The sequence below is a fragment of the Flavobacterium azizsancarii genome (assembly GCF_027980145.1).
GTDB lineage: Bacteria > Bacteroidota > Bacteroidia > Flavobacteriales > Flavobacteriaceae > Flavobacterium > Flavobacterium azizsancarii.
This window is the reverse complement of sequence record NZ_JAMZNK010000016.1, coordinates 92,185-117,693: the sequence shown is the minus strand read 5'-3', so window position 1 is coordinate 117,693 and position 25,509 is coordinate 92,185. Positions and strand designations below refer to the sequence as shown.

Sequence of the window (25,509 nt, the reverse complement as noted above, 5' to 3'; positions counted from 1 at the left end):
TTTGAGGTATTGAACTGAATTTGCATTGGCTGTTTTTACTAAAACCCCTTATAAATAGCACGTTAACATAGAAATAAATAAAAATTAGATTTTATAAAACTTACCCAATTTTAATTAAAACTGCTTCAAAATTCTTTTATTTGTACCCTCAAAAAGAAATAGAACCAATATTTGGTATCCAATAAAAAACAAATCTTGTGAATCATCCCGAAGAAATAACTGTTCAGGTAAAAAAGAGTAAACTAAAAACGCTATTATTAATTACGTTTGTCTTTATAGGCTCTTATGCCAGTATATTTATCATATATCCTTCTTCATACTGGAATGCTTACATAAATATGCCACATCAAAATATCATTATAGATATATTGGCGAATCTCTTTTTTTGTGTCACCATATTGATGTTAAGTCTTTTTATCGACAGAATCCTGGAAAAAAAAATATCATGGATGATACATCCTCTAAGACGTTTATTGATTCAAATAATTTTTCAAATCTTAGGTGCCTTATTTATTATTATTAGTCTGGCTGTAATATATTATCTATTAGGAAAACCTTCAGTCACACCACATGCGAACGTAGGGCTTCGACAAGCCTTATATACAATGATTTCGATCATCCTTTGGTCCTTGATGATAAGTGCCTTGAATACAGGTGATTTTTTATTAAGAAACTGGAAAAATGCCACCATAAAAGCTGCTGAATACAAAGTAAATGCTGCCGAAAATAAGCAGTTAGCCGCCGAAATTGAATTGCAATCCCTTAAATTACAGCTTGATCCTCATTTTGTTTTCAATAATCTGAGTGTCCTTTCTGAATTGATCCTAAAAGACCAACAATTAGGATATGATTTTACAGAAAACTTCGCAAAAGTATACCGTTATCTATTGGTAAATTCAAAAAAACAACTGGTACAACTACACGAAGAACTCCAATTTCTGGATGCATATCTCTTTCTAATAAAAAACCGAATTGGTGACGGATGTACTTTCCTGATTGATATTGATAAATCGAAACTTAATATGTCGATCCCTCCTATTACACTTCAGCTTTTTATCGAAAATGCTTTAAAACATAACCGCACAGAAGAAGAAAATCCGTTGATTATTCATGTCTTTTCTAATGAGAATGATGAGTTAGTAATATCTAATAACCTTTTGCCACGTATAAAAAAAGCACCTTCTACAGGAATTGGACTCAAAAACATTATCAGTCGCTATGCTTTATTAAGTGACAGGAAAGTATCAGTAGAAGAGAACGATCAAACTTTCACTGTAAAAGTACCCCTTATATAATGAATACAATAAAAAAAATACTGATCCTCGAGGACGAAAAATTAAACTCAGAAAGAATAAAACGTTTGATTCTCAAAATAAGACCTGAAACAGAAATTCTTGATGTTTTGCCAAGCGTAAAAAAGACAGTATCCTGGTTGTCTGAAAATAAATGTCCGGACCTGATCCTGATGGATGTACAGTTGGCAGATGGTTTATGCTTTGAGATTTTTAATCTCGCTGAAGTAACTTGTCCTGTTATATTCACTACAGCTTATGATGAATACGCCATTAAAGCATTTAAGTACAACAGCATAGATTATCTCCTTAAACCTATTGAAAAAGAAGAACTTGAAACTGCTATAATCAAATTCGAAAATTCCTCAAAGAAACCTGCGGGCCAACAACCACAAATAGAAGAGCTTCTTGCTTATATACAGCCAAAAGAATATCGAAAACGCTTTTTGATTCCTTATCGCGATGGTTACAGAAAAATTAATACAGAAGATGTCGCTTATTTTTATTCGAATATGAATATTAATTATGCAAAACTGTTTAACAATGAAGAAGTTGTCGTATCACAAACCTTAGAGACGCTGGAACAGGAACTAGACCCGAAAAATTTCTTCAGGGCAAATCGCCAGTATATTATACATGTAAATTCGATAGAAAATCTACATAATTTTTTTAATGGTAAATTAAAACTCAAAATAAAACATAATAAAGAAGAAGATATTATTGTGAGCAGAACAAAAGCTCCTGCTTTTAAATTATGGTTAGATTACTGACAAATATTGTATTATAATTCTTGTCATAGTCTACATCAAAATACAATTAAAAGACCGGTATCGTTGGTATTTAGTGATTTAAAGCAAGTAATTATTTGAGCAACTAAAAATAAAAAGTTTTTTTTTCGTTAACAAAAATCACTAACTTGTATAGAATTAGTATTAAAATACAACCTTAATCCTACACTAAACAGGTAATAATGTGCGTTTTTCTAAAAAGAACATAACATAAAATTCCTGAAGTAACTTTTTCTAACACATAAAAAATATACTTATTATGCGAGTACCGGTCATCCGAAAAAATATAAAATTTACCCCAGATTCCAAAAGAGTTGTTGCCCGATATTTTATAAATGGTGATGAGCGAACCCAACAAATGGTTGCCCGAATAATGATGCTTGATGAAAAGCAGGTATTAGAAACACTGGAACAAACTCTACGCGAGTTTGCGAGACGCCATCGAAATATTTCGGCTATATTTTTTAGACACTGCGAAAAAATAAGACCCGTAATAGAAGGAATGCAAATAGATTATGAAGCCATTTCTCTGGATCGAAAAATGCTGATTGGTTCTTATTGTACAATGGAATATGCAATAGAATCTGCTGCAATTTTTAATCCCTCTATTATAGAAGATTTTGATCAGTCTGGTTTAGAATTGGGAGAAAAACGCGTTATAATTTCGTTTCGCGCAACCGGAGAAGGTCATATCTCATCAATTGTTTTTAGAAGAGGGATTCTTGACAAAGACAATAACCTTCAGGTAATGAAAATTGGTCATAACATTGATAAGGCCGAGATTGAGCATAAAACCTTATTTAATAAAGAGCGATTTCTATTGAAATTGTCTGAAATGCATACTCAGGATAAATACATCGCGCAAATCATGCAGGATCTGCCCGATGAATTTGAGTTTGCAGTATTAAAAAGTATGGTCAATACAACCCTAAGCGATCCATCGATTCGTCAGGAAAGAAGAACAGCGCTCGAAGAAATCATCTGGTTAGCCGATTCGTTTTATGACCTGCAATTCAAACATGATTCTGATATTACAGAACGTGTTATATTTCCGATATCAGACTCTGAAAGCCGTGGTATCGAAGATGCCCGTTTTGTACGTTTTACAGATGATGATAATTCGTCTCGTGTTATGGCGACCTATACGGCTTATAATGGTCATACAATATTACCCAAACTTATTTCTACCGAAGATTTTTACACCTTTAGAGTCATGCCACTACATGGTATTGGGGCACAAAATAAAAATCTTGCTTTGTTTCCCCGAAAAATAAAAGGCAAATATGCAATGCTTGCCAGAATAGATGGCGTAAACAATTATATTATGTACTCTGACAGAGTTACCCAATGGAATACGCCAATTCTTCTGCAAGAACCACGTTATACCTGGGAGTTTACACAAATAGGAAACTGCGGATCTCCACTATGGACCACAGAAGGATGGCTTGTTATTACTCATGGTGTGGGTACAATGAGACGTTATTGTATTGGCGCATCATTGTTTGATCTTGACGATCCGTCTAAAGAAATTGGAAGACTTGAAGAACCGTTGCTTTCACCGCTGGAAGATGAACGAGAAGGTTATGTGCCTAATGTGGTCTATTCCTGTGGTGCCATTATTCATAATAACAGCTTGATATTACCTTATGCCGTATCTGATTATTCCTCTACTTATGCTATAGTCGATATGGTGGATCTTATCGATGCTTTGAAAAAAAGCAAGTAATTAAATCACAAACAATAATAATTTGTTCTCCTGAAATTTACAGTTCAATTCAGGAAACAAATTATTAATTGATATTATAAAAACATACTTAGAAAAAAACCTGAAGCAATTGTAACAGCAACAGTAACAATACCGGGAATCATGAAACTATGATTCACTACATATTTGCCAATACGGGTTGTACCTGTACGATCAAAGTCCATGGCAGCAACCAAAGTAGGATAACCCGGTAAAATAAAATCTGAATTAACAGCAGGAAACATTGCGATAAGATGTGGCTGTCCAATTCCCAAAGACAATCCTATTGGCATCATGATCCTCGTAGTAGCGGCCTGACTAAAAGTCAATGCGCCCATAATAACTAATGCAAAGGTAAAAGTAAAAGGATACTCTGATGTAATATCCCTGAAAGTACTTTCTATCAAAGCTTCATTCGCGCCCATAAAAGTAGCACTCATCCATACGACACCAAGCACGGATACAATTGCGGTAGCCATTGAGGTAAACAAGCTCATTTTTGATACTAATACAGCAGATGTTTTTGTTATAATCATTATCAATGCCGAAGCTGAAAGTGTGATTATTATTATTAATGCCGTAAGATTAATTGCGCCATCTGCTCCTACTGCAAATCCTGCCGCGCCTGGACCAACATTTGGAAGAAATTGCGGAAAACCGCCAAAGAATATAATTAGTAATATGGCGCCTGCAAAAATAAAAACAGCCGTTTTGGCCCCGGGTTTTAATTCCCTGTTTGATTCTGATGTTTTGTCTATACTTTCTGCAAATTCAGGATCCTTCATTTTTTCGATAAATCCCGGATCTTCATCAAGCTCCCTGCCTTTCTTCCATACAGAAATTACACCGGCAATTATTCCTATCAAACAAGCAGGAATACATATTTTCATTATATCTACAACAGCTGTAGAATAAGCAAGTATCGCAGCCAATGATGCTGTTGCTGCGCTCATAGGACTTCCTGTAAGCGCCATATGAGATGCAATAACAGATATGCTCAACGGTCGTTCCGGTCGTATTCGTTTCTTGGCAGATACTTCGGCAATGATAGGAAGCAGCGAATATACAATGTGTGCCGTACCCGCAAATAAACATAAAAAATAAACCGTAAAAGGCGCTATAAATGTGATATACTTAGGATTGCGACGAATAATTTTTTCGGCAATGCTCACCAAATAATCCAAACCGCCTGCAGCCTGTAATGTAGCGGCTGTGGTAACAATGGCTAAAATAATAAGTAGTACTGCTATAGGCGGCTCTGCCGGACGCATATGAAAAAACAAAACAAAAATAAGCAACCCTACCATTCCCATAACCCCCAAACCTATTCCTTTAAGTCGCGACCCAATAAGGATCATTGCCATAAGTATTGCAAACTGTAATAGTATCATGAAGTGATAATTTAGGATTAATACGCTTTTTTTATAGGCTAAATAAGTAAAGTTGCTGATGCTGTACTACTGCCAATTGTACTTAAAACCTCTTTGGCCTGTATTCAGAAAAGTCATTTTGTTTACAATATTTACTCCACTGTTATTTATTAAATGATTAAAAACGGAAGAAATAATCTTGTATCTCTTTTTTATTTTTTGTTTTGGTAAGCCCAAGCATCAGTAATATTCTTGCTTTCTGCGGACTTAGATTGTCTGAAACTACAGTTCCTAATTCATTGTCATTCGTTTCGCCATCCAGCACCACTCTGCCTTCGATACAACGACTCGCACGACATACTGCAATATTCGCTTTAGTGGCTTTTTTTATAGCTTCAGTAAAAGCTTTCGAAAAATTTCCGTTGCCAACACCAGCAATTACAATACCGTCAACTTTTTGTTTCACCAGATAATCAATATAAGCAGGAGATGCATCAGCATACATATAAACGATTTCTACTTTAGGCAATTTTGTACTTGCATTTACCCCAAAAGGTCCTTCTTTAGCAATTTCTCTCACTGATGATTTATAATATACCACACGTCCGTCATATACCTCACCAAGCGGGCCAGAATCCGGAGACTTAAAAGCATTTACTTTTGTAGTGCTCGTTTTGGTAACTTCTCTCGAATCATAAATAGATTCATTAAAAGATACTAATACGCCACGTCCTTTACTTTTAGGATCAGCAGCAACCGTAATGGCATCAAAAAGATTTTTAGGCCCATCTGCACTAATAGCTGTTGCAGGGCGCATAGAACCTGTAATTACTACAGGCAATTCATGCGGTAAAACCAAATCAAGAAAATAAGCACTTTCTTCCTGAGTATCTGTACCATGAGTTATAACAACACCATCGGCCTCATTTTTACTAAATATTTCATTAATACGTACAGCTAGTTTTTTCCAAATTTCAAGACTCATATCCTGACTGCCTACAGATGATATTTGTTCCCCGCTAATATCTGCAATAGCATTTACGCTTGGGATACTGCCTATAAGATCTGACACAGGAATTTTACCAGCTGTGTATCCCGCTCTATCCGAAGATTTTCCTTCGCCGGCAATAGTTCCGCCCGTTGCAAGAATTATAATTCTTGGCTTTTGTTGGGCAAAAACCAGAGATGTTGCAATACACAACAAAAATACAAGTAGTAATTTTTTCATTTTTTCAATATTTATAAAGTTAATCCTGTTATTAGAAATTAAAAAGTATTCCAAAATTGATCCGGACAGCATTCGCTCCCTGCGTGCTGCCATTATCATACTGCAGTTCTTTGTAGCCAATTTGCGGCTCCAGCCCTATCGTGAGATAATCAAAGAAATCATAAGAGGCATTAAGTGTAAATTGGTAGTTGGTCATTTGATCCCAACCCGCCTGAGTACCTGCTCCTTCATAAAAATGATTATAAGATGTCATTATCATTGAGTGAAACTTTGTATTCCAATATTTCTGATAAGAAATAAATCCCGCATGTACCGGCAGAAGATTCAGTTTTCCTGAAAAATCAGATTTTGCGAAACCATCCAGACCCGAACCTCCTACGGCTAGAAAGTAGTCACTTATCCCCTTACCAATCGTCCATTGTGCTTGTAGATTATTTACTAAACCTGATTTTTTTCTAAAAAATATACTAGTAATAGCGGTAACCCCACCACCGTTTTTAGAAGCAAAATCAAAATCAGTTTCTCCTGTGGCAATATCCTGCGAATCATAAGCTACACTGCGATAAAGTCCCGCAAGTTTCATAAATCCAGCATTATCAAAAGTATATCGTATCCCTGCTACAGCATCAGGCGCCCTTGAAGGTGCATAATCAACCCCATAACCTGGGCTCAAAGTATAATCATACAAACGTCGCGGTTCCATGTACTCTGCCGAAAGTTCAAAAGAAGTATGACCATTTTTCCTGAAATTTGCTGTATATCGAACCTGAATCCTTCTGGAAAGTACCATTCCCGTAGGTCCATCCCAGTCTAATAATGATGCCGGCCATAATGAATAATCCCCAAAATTTGACCAGTTCTGACCAATCATCCAATGATCGTACTGAATCCAGGCGTGACGAAGCCTAAACTGAGAAGTATTGTTTGCACCCTCAAAATCAGCTTCTAACATTGATTTTAATTCTTTACCGTTACTTAATTGTATAGTGCTTACAAAACGCAATTGCGATTGTCTCATATCCATACTAAAAGCAGGTATATCAAGACCGGAAACATCGTTTTTATGAATAAGAAAAGAACTATTACCATTCAGACTTCCCTTAATATCGTAAATACCATTTAGTTTAAGCCTGCCTATAAGTCTTGCTGTAACTTTTGGTTTTCCATTCAGCGTATCTTTAGATTCAACCGCCATTAATTGCGCATTAACAGTATTGGATAATAAGATGCAGGAACAAAAAATGATCAACAGTAAAATTTTGTTTTGTTTCATAATCAATAAAAATTGAAGAAATAGATTAAATGACAGCTTACTGAAATTGATGGTAATTATAACGTCACTGCAAATTCAGAATATGACGCAGTATGAAGCTTATAAAGATTAAATTATTAGAATCGTAGAAGTGTAGATGTCACGCGGTACGAAGAATCTAATACGAATGCTGACCGAAGATTTAATACATTCAAAAGGAATGAATTTTATTTCCATTACTAAACGATTAGCGAAGACTAATGAAAACTGCCGATAAAATGATATCTTATTCATATAATTTCTAGTATTAGAATTTATTTTATAAAATCACTGATCACACAAATATAAAAAAAATACCGCAAAATCTTACAAAATATCATTTGTTTATTCTCAAATAATTGCGTACTATATAATTTATCCCTAGTTAAATTTCAAATAATTCATTTTTATTAAAAAAATTGAGTTAAAATTAAACATTTAAATAATCCAATCATTTAAAGTTGTTTTTGAAACTTGTCTATAATTGAAGCTAAATTTTTCTTTACTGTAACATCTTCTTTTATTTTATGTCTCTTTAAAAAAGAATATTCAATTACTTTTTTCAAATCACGATGATATTACTCTTTCGTTTTTCTTGTGATTTTAATAAAATAGTAATCATCTAATAATCAAAAAAGAATCTATGTCCTATTTCAAAAGAATTTTAGCTATTTCTACTTTATTATGCGGAGTTTCCGGATTTTCACAGCAAATCAATGTTGTACAAAATAGTTTCTGGCTGCAAGAAGGTTACGATCGTACCCTGACCATAAAAGATGCCGATTATGCTTATTATAATATCGACAATGCAAACTGCAAAGCATTTGTTGAAGGAAATTTTGCCGGTAGATTTTCCGTTGTTTCTGCAACAGACAGCTTGTTGGTACTAAATCCGGGCGGCATTGTAGATTATCGTTTTAGACGTATTAATAAACTGCCTGCTCTTTGTACAGAAACTGCAGTAAAAGACCCTTCTTTCGAAAAAAACTTTAAAATTTTCTGGCTTACTTTCAATGACAATTATGCCTTTTTTAAAGAGAGAAATATCAAATGGCAACAGGTTTACAAAGACTATTTGCCAAAAGTTGAAAAAGTTGAAACAGAACAGAAGTTTGCTGCAATACTTCGCGAAATTGTCCAGGAGATGAATGACGGACATATTCGTCTTGAAATCCCGAAAGCCTTAAATCCAAAAGTTACCCAGACCGTTACCAAACCTTCAAAATCCAAGAAAGAAGTCATTGCAGATTTACAGCAAAAATATGCTGAGAATATGAAATCCTATAATGATGGAGTTATACAATGGGGATTTTTGAAGAGTAGTAAGACAGGATATATAATCATTAACGACATGAATAATTTTGCAGATTATGTTCCTGCTTCAGAACAAAATTCTAAAGACTTTATCAAAAAATACGAAACAATTAGCACAACTAAAGTTCCCTTGAAAATGTTTGAAGATGAACTTAATGGTGTCGAAAAAATAATGAAGATTATTCTTGATGATTTAAAAAATACAGAATCGGTGGTGATTGATCTTAGATTTAATGGCGGTGGATATGAAACTGTTGCGCTTAAACTGTTAGGTCATTTTGTTTCGGACAACAAAACCATACTTTCAGTAAAGGCAAAAACTCGTCTGGGTTTCTCCGCCAGTCAGCACTACAATTTAGTTCCTGCACAAAATCCTTACCGTAAAAAAGTATATGTACTAACAAGTCATAATACGGCCAGTGCAGCAGAAATCTTTACACTGGGTACTTTAAGTTATCCTGAAATCGTGCGAATTGGCTCTCCGACAGCAGGAATATTTTCAGAGTTATTATGGAAAGAACTTCCTAACGGCTGGGAATTCAGTTTGTCTAATGAAGTCTATTCAGATAGTAAAAATAAAAGTTATGAGAGCGTTGGTATTCCTGCCAACTATGAAATAAATTACCCAAAAGAACGTACAGCTCTTTATGATAGTTTTTACTCAAGCAATGGTTTTACAGACAAAGCGCTTGAAAAAGTGTTTCTTTTAGAAAAGTAGTTTTTTTGTTTTTTTATAATTTTAAATACGAAACGCTCCATATTGTGGAGCGTTTTGTATTTAAAATTTACGGTATGATTTTATCGTTTCTTAATTGTGTAAACAACTCAAAAAACGAATCTTTTGTACTTTTATAGGCTGTAAATCCAAGTTTTCGGCTTTTCGACATATCTGTCATAACTTCTAACGGACGTCCCAGATCAAGATCGGTATGCCATGCAGAGGCTAACTTATTCAGATTTTTTTCCGTTAATTCATTCTCTTGCACAATTTCTGTCCAGATTGATTGTTTATCATTTAATACACTTTCAAGCGGCCTTATGGTTCCATTGTAACCTTCAAAATCAATTTCGAACCATTGCGCTATTTGTGGCCACAACCATTTCCAGCGAAAAACATCTCCATTTGTTATATTAAATGCCTCATTGTGCGCTTCGGGTGTTGTTGCTGCCCATATTAGCTGTTCTGCCAAAATTTTAGCATCCGTAACATCTGAGATTCCGTTCCATTGTTCAGCAGATCCCGGCCAGATCAAGGGTAAACCTTCACGCTTGCAAATACTTGCATACACCGCGAGTGTAGTCCCCATATTCATCGCATTGCCAACAGTTTTACCAATAATAGTATGTGGGCGATGTACATTCCAGGTAAAACCGTACAATGCAGCAGCTTCATAAACTTCGTCTTCCTGAGCATAGTAAAAATTTTCAAGGTCCAATCGGGGCATTTCCTCTCTTAGTGGTGTTTCCGGCAAAGTTCCTTTAGCATAAGAATCAAAAGGTCCCAGATAATGTTTTAAGCCCGTTACCAGCGAAACATGTTTAATACATTTTTTAGCAGATAAAACTTGTAATAAGTTACGAATCATGGCACTATTTACCCTGATATTTTCTTCTTCAGTATCATTTCGCATCCACGTAGTAAAAAATATATGTGTAGGAAAAACATCTTTTAATGCTGAAGATAATGGGTTACTGTCCAATAGATCAGCGGCGATTGGGGATAATCCCTCAATATCACTTTTTGGATTTCTGGCAAGACCATAAACTTTCCATCCTTTTTCTATCAATTTTGAGGCAAGATTACTTCCTGCAATTCCGGTTGCTCCAACTACCAGGGCTATGTTGTCATCTGTAGAAGGTGTAGCTAATTTTTGAGTATTCATAATTTAAATTTTTATCAAAATTACTTCTAAAACAACGCTCGGAAAGATGACCTAAAACAAGAAATTCGATTGATCTAAATCAAGTATTGTTGTCCCTACATTACATTCTTTTTTAAACGGCTTAAGGTTTCAGGAGAAAGTCCCAGATAAGAAGCCAGTAAATTTTGTGGTACACGCCTGATCAGATCGGGATTCTTTTCTACCATATGCTTGTATTTCTCTTCGGCAGTATGTGTATGAGAACTTATTAACCTTCTTTCTTTTGTAATTAAGCTGTTTTGAAAAAGCAAGCGGAAATACCGGTCCATGACAGGAACCTGCAACGTTAGGTTCTCAAAATCTTCACTGGTGATCACCAGCACTTCTGAGTCCTCCATTGCATTAATACTGTAAAATGAAATTTCTCCCCTGAAAAAACTATTCATATCTGATGTCCACCAACCTTCAGGCGTAAACTGATTGATGTGTTCATTGCCTTTTTCATCTGTATTATACGCTTTTAAAAGACCTTTTGTAACAAAACTTAAATATTTGCAAACATGCCCTTCCACAACCAAAAATTGTCTCCTTTTTAGTTTTTTAGGCGTAAAGAAGCTGGCTACAAGTTCTTTTTCGCCTGAAGTTAAGCTCACTTTTTCTTCAAGATGTTTGAAAAGTATATCGTACATACGGGATATTGTCTAATTGATTACTATAATAAACAAATGTAAGATATTTATTTTTCAGCTTTTTGTGATTACTAGCCTATACCACCTTGCCTCATACTTTTGAAATCACTATCATTTTCAATCAGTTATAACATTATTAACTTTTAAATAATATTTTTACATCAGTCGTAAGTTCAATTTCAGGCTTTCAACACAATAGATTAGTTAATTAAAAAAAATCTATTCGCATTTATACAATCATAATTCAAAATCGAAAGCTAGCTTTGGCGCGTTAAAAATCGTAAAATGAAATATAAGACCAAATTTTTAAAATTGTTTACTGCATCTAAATTCCCAAAAACCTTGTCGATAAAACTGATAGGGAAATTTAGTATTATTGTCTTCCTTTTTTCTAATCCCTATACTATAAAAGCCCAAACAACAGATGCTACAAATGGTAAAGCAACTTTTGGAGATTGGGGAATCGAAACTCAGTTCATAAGTAAGAAAGTATTACCGGGAAATGATTTTTATAAATACGTTAACGAAGGCTGGCTGGAGTCTAAAACGATCCCGGCAGGTGCTTCAGGATTTAGTAATTATAGCGAAGCTAAAAATAGAATTGACGAAAGAATAGCTTATATTATTCATGACGGCGCAGCCAAAATCAAGACGAGCAAAGGTGCAATAAAACAAGTAGGAGCGCTTTATCTGGGGTATACCGATACTGACAACATCGAAAAACTGGGACTTAAAACAATTCAGCAGGATTTAGAACAAATACTTGCTTTAAAAAGTTACGAAGACGTTGCTAAGTGGATGGCAAATCCAAAGTCTTTTTCGATTATCTCTATTCACACAGCTCCTGATATCAATAACAGAAGCCGATTTCTTGTTGCATTGGGTGATAGCGGTATAGGACTTCCCTCGCCGCAATGGTACGAAAAGCAAGATGGTCTTTATCCGGGATATCGCAAGGCATATAAAGAATATATTGCACGTACTTTTGAACTTGTCGGTATTTCTAATGCTGAAAAACGCGCTAATGATATTCTTGAAATTGAAACTCAGTTGGCAGCAGTACAATGGACACCTGCACAAATGCGTGACAGCAAGATTAATTCACGCTTGTTGCCCACATCAGAACTCTCTACTTATGCTCCGGGTTTTCCCTGGAAAGTTTTTTTGGCCAGCAGACAGGTAGACCATGTAAGTGAAATAATCTTGCAGGCCGACTCCGCAATAAAGGCAAAGGCGGCCTTATTTGCAAATACATCAACAGACATTTGGTCCTCTTATCTTGCGTTTCACTGGATTGTGAATCATTCTACTCTTTTACCCGAGCAATTCCGCAAAAATCAATTTGATTTTTATTCCGGTACTTTAAGTGGAATTACAAATGATGCTTCAAGAGAAAAAAAATCAATTTTATACGTAAACAATCGTCTGGGGCAAGTCGTTGGGAAGCTCTATGTCGAAAAATACTTTTCTTCTGAATACCTGAAAAATACTAAGGATTTGGTCGATTACATCCGAAAGGCATTTTCTATCAGACTGCAAAAACTGGACTGGCTGGACGACAGCAGCAGAAAAGAAGCAATAGCAAAACTAGACGCTGTGACGGTAAGAATAGGATATCCTGAAGTTTGGCGCGATTACTCCTCGTTAAAATTTGATATCAAAAATCCTATTGGTAATGAGCAGCTTATTGCACAATCGAACTGGGAGAATGAACGCTCGATGCTGCAAAAGGTTTACACTAGTAAAAATTGGTATCAGGTTCCGCAAACTGTAGATGCGACAAGCAGTAAACTATACAATTCGATCGAATTTCCTGCTGGTATTTTGCAGGCTCCATTCTTTGATCCCTTTGCTGATCCTGCAGTAAACTTTGGTGCGATAGGTGCAATAATCGGACATGAATTAGGGCATTGTTTTGATGACGAAGGCTCTAAGTTTGATGGTAATGGTATAATGCGTGACTGGTGGACTCCACAAACCCGAAAATCATTTGAAGAACGTACCACGAAACTTGTTGATCAATATAACGCTTTTTCGTCTGATGGAATTCATGTTAACGGAAAACAAACGCTTGGAGAAAACATTGGCGATCTGACCGGAGTAGTCGTTGCTTATGAGGCTTACCAACTTTATCGTGCCGATCATCAAAATATTCCCTCAGTTTTAAATGACTACACAGATGACCAACGCTACTTTTTATCTTTTGCCCAAACCAATCGGAGTCTTTACACTCCGGAAGCATACCGTATAACGTTATCGCAGGATTATCACGCACCTGCAGATTATCGTGTAAATGGTGTTGTTCGTAATGTTGATGCCTGGTACAAGGCTTTTAATATAAAACCGGAAGACAAACTTTATTTGTCACCGGAGGAACGGGTACGCATTTGGTAATGATAACAAAGTTCAACTCTACAGTCCTCACTCTAAAAATATAACCTGATAGAATATGTATCAAAAATTACAATCTTGTACCTGTCAGGCCACAACAAATTGTCTTGTTTTAAAGTTTGAAAGCTACTTCTGACTGATTTCACAGCCTGTCACAATTTAAAATGACAAAACAATAATTTTATTTTCATCAAAATTTCCATAAATAATAAACACAAAAATCAAACAAACCGATTCAAAATAATTAAATCGATTATTTTTTAACGTTATATTAATATTTTTCTTATCATTGTAGCACAGTATAGAATAGTACTGCATCTTAACTAATTAGAATGAATTATTATGCAAGAAAAAATTACAAAAGAAAAATTATCATTTAAAATCTTCCTTACCACATTATTGCTGTTATTCGCAATATATGGCTCTGCTCAAACTTATGAATTCGAAAATGGTGTCCGCACTAATAGTGCCGATATACAAAACTGTGATTCCTGTTCAGGCAAAATAGTAGGCAATTTGGGCGGTACAAGCAGTGTTTCGGTAAACGTGAATGTTACGGCGAAAGGCTGGCACAATCTGCAATTATTCTATTGCACGGGCGACCCCAGAACTATTCGCTTAACAGCCGGATCAGCTACAACCATTGCTATTCCGTGTGAACCAAGTGGCGGATGGAGTACTGCTGCTTCAAAAAATATAAGTGTTTATCTTAACAGCGGAACCACTACCCTTCTCTGGGACAATACGAGTTCATGGGCTCCAAATCTGGACAAATTTGTTTTAACACCAATGGGTTCTTCCAATCTAAAAACAGTGCCTTTTGGTAATAATAATGCTATTGTCTATAACTTTAGCAATAAAACGTACAACATAAAATTCAATGGCAGTACGGTAATTACCAATGCGTCAGCGTATGCTTATAGCGATCAAAAATATGCGAGTGGTAACTTCGCCTCGGCAACTTACACCTCAGAATCTTTTACGGATAATATTGGCAGTGGAACTAAGCATATTTTTACTTTAAATGGAAATTACACATTGGGTATGCAGCAAATTTTTTATACCTATACTAATAAAAATTATCTGGCTGTACAGGTTGTCCTTACAGGAAACGGAGCTAACTGCTATAAAATGTCTCCATTGACGAGTTATCAGGTTACACCCAACTTTGGCAGTGGAGACACCAGGGCTCTTTTTGTACCTTATGACAATGATGCCTGGATTCGCTACAATGCCTTTCCCCTTAACTCAGCTGATTTTACAGCATCTGAGGTGACGAATATTTATAATAATAACAATCGCAAAGGTCTGGTTATTGGCTCGCTGGAACATACAAAATGGAAAACCGGCGTTACAGTAAGTGGCGGCGGCACATCATCAGCCTACGTTTCGGTAGTTGCAGGATGGACAAAGAAAGATGTTACCCGAGATACCCGTGATCATGGTTGGGTAAATGTTGGACAAACAAGCTGTCCTTCGCCGAAAGTAATGATAAATGCAACTCAGGACTGGCGAACAGGTTTCGAGGAATTCGCGCAAGCCAACGCTGCCATGCAACCTAAATACATTTTTGACTGGACTGCTCCTAAACCTATCGGATGGAACAGCTGGGGCGCCATGCAGTCTAATATTACTCTGTCTAAGGCCAATGCTGTTGTAGATTTCTTTCATGATGATTGCCCGGCGTATAAAACCGAAGACAACACACTATTTATTGACCTCGACTCGTATTGGGATAATATGACGGATGCCCAGCTGGCACAGTTCGTTACCTATGCAAAAAGCAAAGGATTTAAAGCGGGTATTTACTGGGCGCCTTTTGTAGATTGGGGCAAATACAACCGCCAGGTCGAAGGAAGCTCTTACAATTATGATCAGTGTTGGACAAAGGTCAACGGGAATCCTTTTGAACTTGATGGCGCCTATGCCATGGATCCTACAAGTCCGGGAACGAAGTCCAGAATAAAATATTTTATAAACCGTTTTAAAGCGGCAGGATTCGAAATGGTAAAAATCGACTTTTTGACTCATGCGAGTATCGAAGCAGATGGTTTTGCGAACAATCAACTGCATACCGGTATGGAAGCGTATCAGGAAGGAATGAAGTTTTTGATCGATGAGATTAATGGGACAATGCTGGTTCAGGCAGCCATATCGCCTAATCTGGCAACAGGACCGTTTGTACATGTACGTCGGGTTGCCTGCGATGCTTACAGTAGTATTAGTGAAACAGATTATACACTAAATAGTACAACTTATGGTTGGTGGCAAAACCAAATATATGATTATCTCGATGCTGATCACGTGGTTTTTGGCAACGCTTCTATAGGAGAAAATCGTGCCCGACTACTAAGCAGCGTCGTAACGGGTACTATCACAAGCGGTGACGATTTTTCTGTGGAAGGAGCCTGGAAAGCTAAATCACAAAACCTTTTACAAAATAATGATGTTATGAATGTTGCCCGTGCAGATATGCATTTTATTCCTGCTGATGGAAATACGGGTTACAATGCAGCCAACATTTTCTCCGCCACGCATAACAATGTCACCTATGTAGCAGTGTTTAACTACAGTGATAATGCAAGTACAAATACGATAAGTTTAAGTCGGCTTGGATTAGGTTCCGGAAATTATACAGTCAAAGAATTGTATTCCGGCACTACAAGTTCAACACAAGGAACGCTAAATGTAAAACTGCCTAAAGCTGATGCGGCTTTGTATGCCATATCGCAAGGATCAAAATTCAATATTCCGTTCTGTAACTGGAATACACCAACCAATTATATTTTTCCGAATCCTGCATCATCAACCTTCAGGATAAAATTTGATCACCCTATAAATGGATCTGTCGCAATTGGGGTTTATAACATTTTCGGGAAAGAAGTATTAAAAACCACTACTGTAGTTCAGGACATGACGAGTTCAGAAGTACCTGTAAACAGCTTGCCTAAAGGAATCTATATGGTAAAGGTTTCCGAAACCGGAAATACGATACAATATTTGAAGTTCATTAAACAATAAATTCCAACAATGACATAAGAACCTGATTTTCAAGAACAATGAAAATCAGGTTTTTTATTACTGACACTTCAGATAAAATCAACAGTTCCGTAATACTCTTAAATAAATTTTAGGCGAGACAATAAATGATTGAATTAAATGTTTGTATGTAAGAATTAATCTGTTTAAATTTAAGGATTGATTGCTTTTATATATTAAAACATTTAAAGTTTATGAAAAGGATATTATTTCTGATTATTATAATGAGCACTGCTCTGCAAGGATATGCACAAAAAGAATTGAAGGATAAATACAAGCCTATCCCATCCAAAAATTCTGAAACCAAAGAAAGTCTGCCGCCACCAGAGACGCCACCAAACCCGGAAACGCCACCTCTGAAAGACGGGACGGTTTTAAAAATCAATCCGGATGATCTTTATAAAAATAACATTCTGTATAAACCGGAGGCCAATGTCGAGGGAATTTTTTACAGAAGAAATGAATACTTAGGAAGTTATGTAACCAATACAGCCACTTCTACAGTGCGTTATCGTGATGCAGCTTTTGTAGACGGGGATAAAATCAGGGTTTACCTGAATGATAAAGTTATTGAAACAGAAGTCACTTTAGAAAGTGCGTTTCAGGGTTTTAAAATAGATTTGGTTAAAGGAATTAATAAAATTGATTTTGAAGCGTTAAACGAAGGTTCCGCTTCACCAAATACAGCTGAATTTCAGGTTTTTGATGATAAAGGAGCGGTTATTAAATCCAGTCAATGGAATGTTGGAACCGGATATAAAGCTACAATTATCTTGTATAAAGAATAAATTTGGAGCTGTTTCAAATACAGTTCCCTCCTGCACAATCTATTGTGCAGCACTTTTAGAAATTTTTCCAATGCCTTAAGTTTTCTCTCATCGAAAGAACTTAAGGCATTTTTTTTTGTGATAAAATCAAATCGATTGTCACTACTTTTCATTTTTATTTTGTCTTCTTTATTATACTTGAATATTTTCTGACAATCTCTCCTTTGCTTCTAACTTTCAACAACAGATGAATGTTAAATCTTTTGATGAATTAGTATTTAGAAACCTTTATCAAGACTAATTCTAAATAATTGTTTATTTTTGCGCCCATTAAATAAACACCTTATTTTAAATTTATGCACCATTTTTTACGTTGTTTTCTGGTAATGATTGTACTGGCAAACCTAAATACTGCTTACGCCCAAACTACGGGTACAATTTCTGGTCAGATAAAACTTGTTGACGGACAACCATTTGCCTCTGCTTCGGTTTCTATTACAGAACTAAACAAATCTACTCTTACAGATGAAGAAGGAAATTATAGTTTTAAAAACATTCCACCTGCAAACTATCGTATCATGATACAGGTTTTGGGTTCTGCAGAAAAAATTATTGAAGTCACTGTAGTTTCAGGACAAATTACAACAGCAGATTACCAATTGCCTAAAGAAAACGTTATGGCATTGCAAGAAGTTACTGTTTCAGGAAATGTAAATAGGTTTTCTAAAAAAGAAAGTAAATATGTCGCTCGTTTACCTCTTAAAAATCTGGAAAACCCACAGGTCTACAATACTGTATCAAAAGAACTTATACAAGAACAATCTGTTGTTGACCTTGGAAGCGTCTCTAAGAATGTACCTGGTGCCGGTATCCCGATGATTGCCAATCAGGGACGTGTAACTTTTCGTTCCCGCGGTTTTGAGACAGAACCAAATGCACGAAATGGTGTAGCCGGACAAGCTTTTTCTTCTATCGACCCTGTTAATCTGGAGCGTGTTGAAGCTATCAAAGGTCCCTCGGCAACATTGTTTGGAGCAAGTGTCGCAAGCAGTTATGGCGGAGTTTATAATCGTGTGACCAAAAAACCTTATAACGATTTTGGCGGCGAAATAGCCTATGTTGGCGGAAGTTACAACTTTAATCGTCTTACAGTAGATGTTAATACTCCTGTAAACGAAGACAAAACAGCTTTATTCCGACTAAACGGAGCCACAACGCAACAAAAAAGCTTTCAGGATCTTGGCTTCTCAAAAAACATCAGTATAGCACCAAGTTTCTCTTATCAGATTACTGACAAGTTATCACTTTTGCTTGATGTTGAATTTGGTCAGGAAGAAGGAACATCTGTTGTACGTTTTAATCCGTATAACAAAAGCAATACAACAAGATCTATTGTAGATATCGCTTTTCCTTACAAAAGGACTTTTATGAGTAATGACCTGGTTTACAACACTCAGATGTTGAATATATTTGGACAAATTAATTATAAAATATCCGAAGAATGGACGTCTCAGACTATTTTCTCAAGAGCACGTTCTACGATCGATGGTAACATCACCGCAATAAACGCTTTGAGCGATACCACTGCCCGTGTTCAGGTTATATCAGGAAACACAAACTTTATTGCTACTGATATTCAACAGAATTTTATTGGTGATTTTAAAATAGGAAGATTTAGAAACCGTATGGTTGTGGGCTTAGATTATTATAACAATTATAATGATTTTGACCGACTTACAATCACTACAGATGCTTTTGATTTCATAAATCCACCGGCAAACTCTGGCGCAAACTTACAAACCGTAAATTCTCTTGCACAAGCAGGAAAAGGAGTATTACGCAAGGAGAAAAACAGGGACAATACATATGCTGCTTATGTATCTGATGTTTTTAATATCACAGATCGCTTATTGACTATGGTAAGTTTACGTGTAGATCGTTACGAATATCTTGGTGTTTATAATATTGCAACAGGTGTAACCGCTGGCGGAATTGGCGCTAATGGTACATCAGCAGGACCTTATAACCAAACTTCGCTATCGCAAAAACTTGGTGCTGTTTACGAATTAAGCAAAGACCATTTGTCATTGTTTACGAATTATATGAATGGTTTTCTTAACAAAAGCGGACAAGCGCTTGATGGTACGGCGTTTAAACCGGAGCATGCCAATCAGTTGGAATTTGGTGTAAAAGGTGACGTATTTAACCATCGTCTTGTGGGAACACTTAGTTATTATGACATACAAGTGGCTAACTCATTAAGACCGGATCCAACAGATACAAATTATTCGATACAAGACGGAACGCAACAAAGCCGTGGTTTTGAAGCTGAATTTACCGCAAATCCTTTCTCAGGTTTCAATGTGGTAGCGGGATATGCTTATAATGATAGTAAGTATACAAAAGCTGACCCAACTGTCAATGGCTTACGCCCTGCTCTTTCTGGTCCGGCAACTACAGTAAATTTCTGGTTGAGTTATCGTATTCCTGAAGGTAAATATCAAGGTTTAGGCGCTGGTTTTGGTGGTAATTATGGTACTATGTCCTATGTTATCAATACTCAAACTACTAAAGTTACTATTCCTGAATATACGATGCTTGATGCTGCTTTATACTATGATCAGCCTAAATACAGAATAAGCTTGAAAGTAAATAACCTAACTAGTGAAAAAGCCTGGAACGTGAGACTTACTCCTCAAATGCCTGCTCAATTTTTAGGTAGTTTTGCACTGAGATTTTAAAACCTTTTATTTAAGAGCAAAACGGTATCAGATCAAAAATAATAAAAAGAGAATGTCTTTATGAAAAACAAATCTTTAACCCAATTTTATATCACATTTTGCTTGTGCCTGCTTTCTTCTGTTCCTGCAATGGCAAGCGCTTACTGGATCAATGTAAAAGGTTCCGGCAAGATAAATGAGCCTGTAAACATCGAATTATGTTATGGCAGTATGGATGAATTTGGGGTGAGACGCAGAGATGCAGGTAAAGAACTTGAACTGACAGGTGATTTTCAGATTAGGATTGTTGATCCAAAAGGCAACCAGCAACTACTTGAACTTATTATGCAAAAGGATCATTGGCTGGCTGTTTTCACACCTAAAAGCGAAGGTCAGTACAGGATTCTAGGAATAAATGACAAACATCCTGTAATTGATCGCTCTGCATCAAAAGGCGAAAATGTTCTCCCTATTGATTATATAGCATCAGTTTATAATGTTGGTACTTTGATTGAAACCAACAACAATTCTTTGCAGACACTTGATATCATAACTATTGTCGAGGAAAAAAAAGTAACGCTTAAAGCTTTTTTTCAAGGTAAAGCTTCAAAAGCAGGAACTAAACTTCGTGTTTTTAATCCTGAAAACTGGGAAAAAGAAATTGTGCTTGATAAAAATGGTGAAGCCGTATTTTATACTACGATGAAAGGTTTGTATATCATTCGACAAGATTGGATCGAACCCGTTTCAGGTGAATACAAACAAGTGAAATTTAATAGTAAACGCCACCGCTGCAATTACTATTTATTAGGACAATAGAAGTACTTTATAATACAAAAAAGCCATTCTGATAATTATTCGGAATGGCTTTTTTTTAGCATTTTGTGGCACTATAAAAGATTTTACGGCAAAATGTGTCAAGATTTAGGCAAAGTTTATAAGATTCCTAAAAAGCAACAGATTCCAGAAATTCAATAACTTCCCCATTCGGGCTATAAACCAGACTATTGCTAACGGTTACCGTTTTTATTTGATCTCTTAATTCTAACGTTTCTTTGGGAGACAAAGGTTTTGCACCATTTTCTATCGCTTCATCGTATGCTTTTTTGGCATCTCGAACTGTAAAACAAATATGCAAAAGAGAATTTTCGACATAAGGATCTCCTTGTTTTCTTTTGCGTCCCTGTGTAGGGAAATCAGCATTGCTGTCGCATATTTCGATATGGCAGTCAAATGCTTTATTCTTGAGCATTACACACTTTTCTAAATTAAATTCCGGTAAACTCCAACCATGCACCCTTCAAAATTAAGTGTTTCGTAGAATTGTACTGTTTTTTCAAAATCCTGTGCCTTAATGGCAAAATGATGAAATCCTATTATGTTATTATTCATTATGATTACTTTTGTGATACAAATATAGTTTCTTATGGCTGTGACATGGCCACCTTACAAAATTGTTAGCGATGCGAAAAGAAAGTTCAACCAACTTTGAAAATCAACAAACTCTTACTGATTTCTGCAATGCTTCTAAAACCCTACTGCTTATTTCAGGGCGATGGAAGCTTTCTTTACTTTTTTGCTTATTGGAACATGATTCCAGAACATTTTCTGATTTTAAACAACTTCTGCCGTCTATAAGCGATCGAATGCTGGCACTTCATCTCAAACAATTAACGAATGATTTTTTGATCATTAAAGAGAAAAAACATGAATCAGTCTGTTATTCATTAACTAAAAAAGGAAGATCGCTTGAAGATATTCTATCTGGTCTGGCGCAATGGCAAATTAATTAATCGCATCAAGGAAACAGAATGGGCAAACACGAATTTCACGAATTTGAACTAATTCGTTTGTGAAATTAATTACACAAACTTGGCTACATCATTAAAAATTAGTGCAAATTCGTGAATCTAAACTGAAGCCGAACAGACGAAGTGGTTCGTGTTTATTATAAACCAAACCTATTCTAACCAAAACCATTCCTTTACATCCCTCTCGATACTTGATTCTGTTACAATACTTTCGTATTCGTTTGTAGCGCTATTGTGCTCGTAATCTCCCTGCCAGTTTTTATAATTTAAAACTACTTGTTGTATCGCATCACAAATAAACAGAAGTTCTTCATTAGTCATGATAGGATGCAACGACAAACGCACCCATCCCGGTTTATTACTCTGATTTTTTTGCAAAAGCTCTTCTGTTATAACATTAGATTCCGCTTCGTCAATATCAAACAAATAATGGGCATATGTACTTGCACACGACCAACCACCACGAACCTGAATTCCGAAACGATCGTTCAGAAGTCGGACAATTAAATTATAATGAATATCCTTAATTATAAAAGAAACGCAACCAATTCGATCTGTTTCAAGATCTCCTAAAATAGATAAACCCGGAATTTTTTTAAACTCTGAATAACACAGGTACAGCAATTCTTTTTCTCTTTTTTTGATGTTTTCAATTGCCATCTGATCTTTCAATTTCAGGGATAAAGCTGTTCTTATTACTTGCAAGAAACCCGGAGTTCCGCCATCTTCCTTTACTTCAATTGATTCACTATAAGAATAACTGCCCCAAGGATTTGTGTATTTTACATTTCCTCCACCCGGATTGTCCGGAACATCGCTTTTGTACAAATTTTCATTAAAGACCAAAACACCGCAACTTCCGGGTCCGCCTAAAAATTTATGCGGAGAAAAGAAAATAGCATCCAATCGTTCTTCAGGATCTTCCGGATGCATATCGATTTGTACATATGGTGCAGATGCAGCGAAATCAACAAAGCAAAATCCATTGTTCTGATGCATAATTTTAGCCAGTTTATGATAAGGCGAAATAATTCCCGTAACATTTGAACAAGCCGAAAACGAACCAATTTTCAATGTTCTGTCTTTGTATTTTTCAAGTAATTCAGAAAGCTTTTTCGGATTTACTAAATTGTTTTCATCAGGCGGTAAAACTACCACATCGGCATTGGTTTCGTACCAGGAAACCTGATTCGAGTGATGCTCCATATGAGTGATAAAAACTACCGGTTTATCAATATTATCAAACTGAGCTTTAGATTTATTATCAGCAGCACGCAATCCTATATAACGCTGTAATTTTGATAAAGCAGCCGTCATTCCTGTTCCTGTGGTTACTAAAACATCTGATTCATTGGCATTGACATGTTTTTTAATCACTTGTCTGGCATGATTATAAGCATAAGTCGATGCTTTGCCTGTTTCGCTTGAAAAAGAATGTGTATTCGCAATCATTGGGCCTATTTTATTGAGCATAATATCCTCAATAGGCAGATATAATCTTCCGCTTGCGACCCAATCAGCATATAACAGTTTTTGTTCTCCGTATGCCGATTCGAATGTATGATTTACTCCAATTGTATTTCCTCTAAACTTAGAAAAATAGTATTCTAATTGACTTGGTTTCGTTTTCTTTTCAACTGCATTCATTTCCTTATCTTTAATTATTTCTTTAATTCCTCATTTTCTTTTCTTAATTTACTATGTCGTTTTCCGTATAAAAAATAGAACACGATACCTATTGCCATCCAGATAAACAATCGTTCCCAACTTTCAAGAGGAAGTCCCGTCATTAGGAATACACATACTCCAATACCTAAAATGGGTACAAAAGGCACGAACGGGACTCTAAATCCCCTTTTTATCTCAGGACTTGTTTTTCTTAGAATAATGATCCCCAATGCAACAAGCGAAAAAGCAAATAATGTTCCGATACTTACCATATGTCCTAAATCTGAAATGGGTACAAATCCGGCCAGAATACTCACAAATACCATAAAGAAAAGGTTGCTTTTCCATGGGGTTTTAAACTTGCTGTGTATATCGCTGAAAAAAGAAGGCAAAAGTCCGTCTTTAGACATGCTGTAAAAAACTCTGGATTGCCCCATTAACATCACAAGAATTACAGAAGTATAACCTGCCAAAATCGCAATAATCAGCGCACTATTCAGAAAATGATACCCTGTTACAGCAAAAGCTGTTGCAGCGGGACTGGCATCTCCTATAAAAGTTTTATACGAAACCATTCCGGTCATCACGTAAGAGAATGCAACATACAAAACGGTAGCAACCAGAAGTGATCCTATGATCCCGATTGGCATATCTTTCTGAGGATTCTTAGATTCCTGAGCTGCTGTCGAAACGGCATCAAAACCTATAAAACCAAAGAAAACTACTGCGGCTCCCCTAACAATTCCTGACCATCCAAAATGTCCAAATTCTCCCGTGTTTTCAGGTATAAACGGATGATAGTTTTCGTCCTGAATAAAAGACCAGCCTAAAACAATAAAAAGAACAATTACGCTCAGTTTTAGCAATACCAATAAATTATTCATTGTAGCAGATTCCTTTGTTCCTTTTGCAAGCACAAGCGAAAGCAACGCCACAATAACTATTGCAGGCAAATTGACGATACCTCCCGCTAAAGTTGATCCGTCAGCGAGCTTTACCGGATCAAATGGAGAACTTGTTAATTCCGGAGGTAAATTGATATGAAGCTGTGCCAGTAATTTTGTGGCATAACTCGACCAGCTTACCGCAACCGTAGCAGAAGCAAGCGCATATTCAAGAACTAAATCCCAACCGATGATCCAGGCCATAAATTCTCCCATTGTGGCGTAAGTATACGTATAAGCTGAGCCTGCAACAGGAATCATCGAAGCATATTCGGCATAACATAAAGCACAAAAAGCGCAGGCAACAGCGGCCAGAATAAACGACAGAATAACCGCAGGTCCAGCATTTTCTGCCGCTACAATTCCTGTAAGAGAAAATATTCCCGCTCCAACTATTGCACCTATTCCAAGAGCGACAAGATTTATTGGGCCAAGGGAACGTTTTAGTCCAGCTCCTTCACTTTGCTCATTCTCAGAGACTAATCTTTCTATTGATTTTTTGAATAACATAATTTTATTTTTGAATATAAACGATTCATTTAACTGATAAGAACGTTTTTTCCAGGCACATAGAAACATAGCTTTTGAACC

Annotated in this window: 19 protein-coding genes; 10 read left to right on the top strand and 9 right to left on the bottom strand. The window is 36.1% G+C overall.

Annotated elements, in window-relative coordinates:
• The first annotated feature begins 197 nt into the window (after positions 1-197).
• The 3 genes from NJT12_RS25080 (at position 198) to NJT12_RS11900 (ending at position 3,806) form a co-directional block, all read left to right on the top strand.
• On the top strand, positions 198-1,295 hold the full coding sequence (locus NJT12_RS25080; RefSeq protein WP_271336133.1) for a sensor histidine kinase: 1,098 nt from the start codon (positions 198-200) through the stop codon (positions 1,293-1,295).
• A complete protein-coding gene (locus NJT12_RS11905) occupies positions 1,295-2,062 on the top strand; it encodes a LytR/AlgR family response regulator transcription factor (protein ID WP_271336132.1) in 768 nt (255 codons plus the stop codon). The genes NJT12_RS25080 and NJT12_RS11905 overlap by 1 nt, the downstream gene beginning before the upstream one ends.
• 277 nt (positions 2,063-2,339) lie before the next feature.
• Positions 2,340-3,806 (top strand): glycoside hydrolase family 130 protein, encoded by a 1,467-nt coding sequence (locus NJT12_RS11900; protein ID WP_271336131.1) that lies wholly within the window; start codon positions 2,340-2,342, stop codon positions 3,804-3,806.
• Positions 3,807-3,880: 74 nt separating this feature from the next.
• Here NJT12_RS11900 and NJT12_RS11895 read toward each other — a convergent pair whose 3' ends face one another.
• From NJT12_RS11895 to NJT12_RS11885, 3 genes are all read right to left on the bottom strand, one after another.
• Positions 3,881-5,215: an anaerobic C4-dicarboxylate transporter family protein gene (locus tag NJT12_RS11895; RefSeq protein WP_271336130.1), complete on the bottom strand. Its 1,335-nt coding sequence runs from the start codon at positions 5,213-5,215 to the stop codon at positions 3,881-3,883.
• Positions 5,216-5,372: 157 nt separating this feature from the next.
• Positions 5,373-6,422 carry a type II asparaginase gene (locus tag NJT12_RS11890; protein ID WP_271336129.1) on the bottom strand — a complete coding sequence of 350 codons (1,050 nt, stop codon included), beginning with the start codon at positions 6,420-6,422 and terminating at the stop codon, positions 5,373-5,375.
• Positions 6,423-6,453: 31 nt separating this feature from the next.
• Positions 6,454-7,695: a DcaP family trimeric outer membrane transporter gene (locus NJT12_RS11885; RefSeq protein ID WP_271336128.1), complete on the bottom strand. Its 1,242-nt coding sequence runs from the start codon at positions 7,693-7,695 to the stop codon at positions 6,454-6,456.
• 661 nt (positions 7,696-8,356) lie between these two features.
• Between NJT12_RS11885 and NJT12_RS11880 the strand changes: the two genes are divergently transcribed.
• The gene (locus tag NJT12_RS11880) at positions 8,357-9,745 is read left to right on the top strand and encodes a S41 family peptidase (RefSeq protein WP_271336127.1); all 1,389 of its coding nucleotides are present in this window, start codon (positions 8,357-8,359) and stop codon (positions 9,743-9,745) included.
• Positions 9,746-9,812: 67 nt separating this feature from the next.
• On the opposite strand, the gene NJT12_RS11875 is transcribed toward NJT12_RS11880, so the two are convergent.
• Together NJT12_RS11875 and NJT12_RS11870 are read right to left on the bottom strand one after the other, a co-directional pair.
• Positions 9,813-10,910 (bottom strand): SDR family oxidoreductase, encoded by a 1,098-nt coding sequence (locus NJT12_RS11875; RefSeq protein ID WP_271336126.1) that lies wholly within the window; start codon positions 10,908-10,910, stop codon positions 9,813-9,815.
• A gap of 95 nt (positions 10,911-11,005) precedes the next feature.
• Positions 11,006-11,578, bottom strand: coding sequence for a Crp/Fnr family transcriptional regulator (locus NJT12_RS11870; RefSeq protein ID WP_271336125.1), 573 nt, complete (start codon positions 11,576-11,578; stop codon positions 11,006-11,008).
• Positions 11,579-11,863: 285 nt separating this feature from the next.
• Between NJT12_RS11870 and NJT12_RS11865 the strand changes: the two genes are divergently transcribed.
• From NJT12_RS11865 to NJT12_RS11845, 5 genes are all read left to right on the top strand, one after another.
• Positions 11,864-13,972, top strand: coding sequence for a M13 family metallopeptidase (locus NJT12_RS11865; protein WP_271336124.1), 2,109 nt, complete (start codon positions 11,864-11,866; stop codon positions 13,970-13,972).
• A 339-nt stretch (positions 13,973-14,311) separates the two neighbouring features.
• Positions 14,312-16,990: a T9SS type A sorting domain-containing protein gene (locus NJT12_RS11860; RefSeq protein ID WP_271336123.1), complete on the top strand. Its 2,679-nt coding sequence runs from the start codon at positions 14,312-14,314 to the stop codon at positions 16,988-16,990.
• A 212-nt stretch (positions 16,991-17,202) separates the two neighbouring features.
• A complete protein-coding gene (locus NJT12_RS11855) occupies positions 17,203-17,796 on the top strand; it encodes a hypothetical protein (RefSeq protein WP_271336122.1) in 594 nt (197 codons plus the stop codon).
• 335 nt (positions 17,797-18,131) lie between these two features.
• Positions 18,132-20,516: a TonB-dependent receptor gene (locus tag NJT12_RS11850; RefSeq protein WP_271336121.1), complete on the top strand. Its 2,385-nt coding sequence runs from the start codon at positions 18,132-18,134 to the stop codon at positions 20,514-20,516.
• Positions 20,517-20,576: 60 nt separating this feature from the next.
• Positions 20,577-21,314: a hypothetical protein gene (locus NJT12_RS11845; protein WP_271336120.1), complete on the top strand. Its 738-nt coding sequence runs from the start codon at positions 20,577-20,579 to the stop codon at positions 21,312-21,314.
• 127 nt (positions 21,315-21,441) lie between these two features.
• On the opposite strand, the gene NJT12_RS11840 is transcribed toward NJT12_RS11845, so the two are convergent.
• Together NJT12_RS11840 and NJT12_RS11835 are read right to left on the bottom strand one after the other, a co-directional pair.
• Positions 21,442-21,747: a VOC family protein gene (locus NJT12_RS11840; protein ID WP_271336119.1), complete on the bottom strand. Its 306-nt coding sequence runs from the start codon at positions 21,745-21,747 to the stop codon at positions 21,442-21,444.
• Between the two features lie 11 nt (positions 21,748-21,758).
• Positions 21,759-21,887, bottom strand: coding sequence for a VOC family protein (locus NJT12_RS11835; protein ID WP_271336118.1), 129 nt, complete (start codon positions 21,885-21,887; stop codon positions 21,759-21,761).
• Positions 21,888-21,958: 71 nt separating this feature from the next.
• On the opposite strand from NJT12_RS11835, the gene NJT12_RS11830 reads away from it, so the two are divergent.
• On the top strand, positions 21,959-22,288 hold the full coding sequence (locus tag NJT12_RS11830; protein ID WP_271336117.1) for a winged helix-turn-helix transcriptional regulator: 330 nt from the start codon (positions 21,959-21,961) through the stop codon (positions 22,286-22,288).
• A 168-nt stretch (positions 22,289-22,456) separates the two neighbouring features.
• On the opposite strand, the gene NJT12_RS11825 is transcribed toward NJT12_RS11830, so the two are convergent.
• Together NJT12_RS11825 and NJT12_RS11820 are read right to left on the bottom strand one after the other, a co-directional pair.
• Positions 22,457-23,953 (bottom strand): aminotransferase class V-fold PLP-dependent enzyme, encoded by a 1,497-nt coding sequence (locus NJT12_RS11825; protein ID WP_271336116.1) that lies wholly within the window; start codon positions 23,951-23,953, stop codon positions 22,457-22,459.
• A gap of 14 nt (positions 23,954-23,967) precedes the next feature.
• Positions 23,968-25,428: an amino acid permease gene (locus NJT12_RS11820; protein WP_271336115.1), complete on the bottom strand. Its 1,461-nt coding sequence runs from the start codon at positions 25,426-25,428 to the stop codon at positions 23,968-23,970.
• Positions 25,429-25,509: the final 81 nt, after the last annotated feature.